At 66.7% G+C, this 558-nt stretch carries 1 protein-coding gene; it reads left to right on the top strand.

Going from position 1 to position 558, the window contains the following annotated elements; genetic code table 11:
- On the top strand, nt 1-521 hold a 521-nt coding region (locus GR303_RS24250), incomplete at its 5' end, for an outer membrane protein (RefSeq protein WP_161727032.1).
- Nucleotides 522-558: the final 37 nt, after the last annotated feature.

The raw sequence follows: 558 nt of genomic DNA, 5'->3' as shown, positions 1-558 counted from the left end.
TCTTCACCTGGACCGGCTTCTATGTCGGTGTGAACGCCGGCTATGGCTGGTCGGACGACGACTTCGACGCGGTCGACCTGGCCGACGACGATGACGACGGCGGCTTCGTGGGCGGCGCTCAGGTGGGCTACAACTACCAGATCGGCTCCTTCGTGGTCGGTCTCGAGGGCGACATCCAGTACGCCGACTTCGGCGCTGACGGCGCCTTCGACATCGACGGCGACGGCGATGCCGACGGCGAGTTCGACTCCAGCGACTGGTTCGGCACGGTGCGCGCCCGCGCCGGCGTGGCCTTCGACCGCGCCCTGATCTACGCCACCGGCGGCTTTGCCTTTGCCGATGACGCCAACGGCTGGGTTGTGGGCGGCGGCGTCGAGTACGCCTTCACCAACAACCTGTCGGCCAAGGTGGAAGGCCTGTACGTCAACCTCGACAACGACGACGACTTCCCGGGCTTCGACGGCGAGACCGACTTCGGCGTCATCCGCGCCGGTCTGAACTTCCGCTTCGGCACCTACTAAGATCCGGCGCCGCAGCACAACACAACAAGGCCCGGGG

Source organism: Microvirga arsenatis (assembly GCF_009910705.1).
Classification (GTDB): domain Bacteria; phylum Pseudomonadota; class Alphaproteobacteria; order Rhizobiales; family Beijerinckiaceae; genus Microvirga; species Microvirga arsenatis.
The sequence above is the reverse complement of the archived record's forward strand: the minus strand, read 5'-3'. Positions and strand labels throughout refer to the sequence as shown.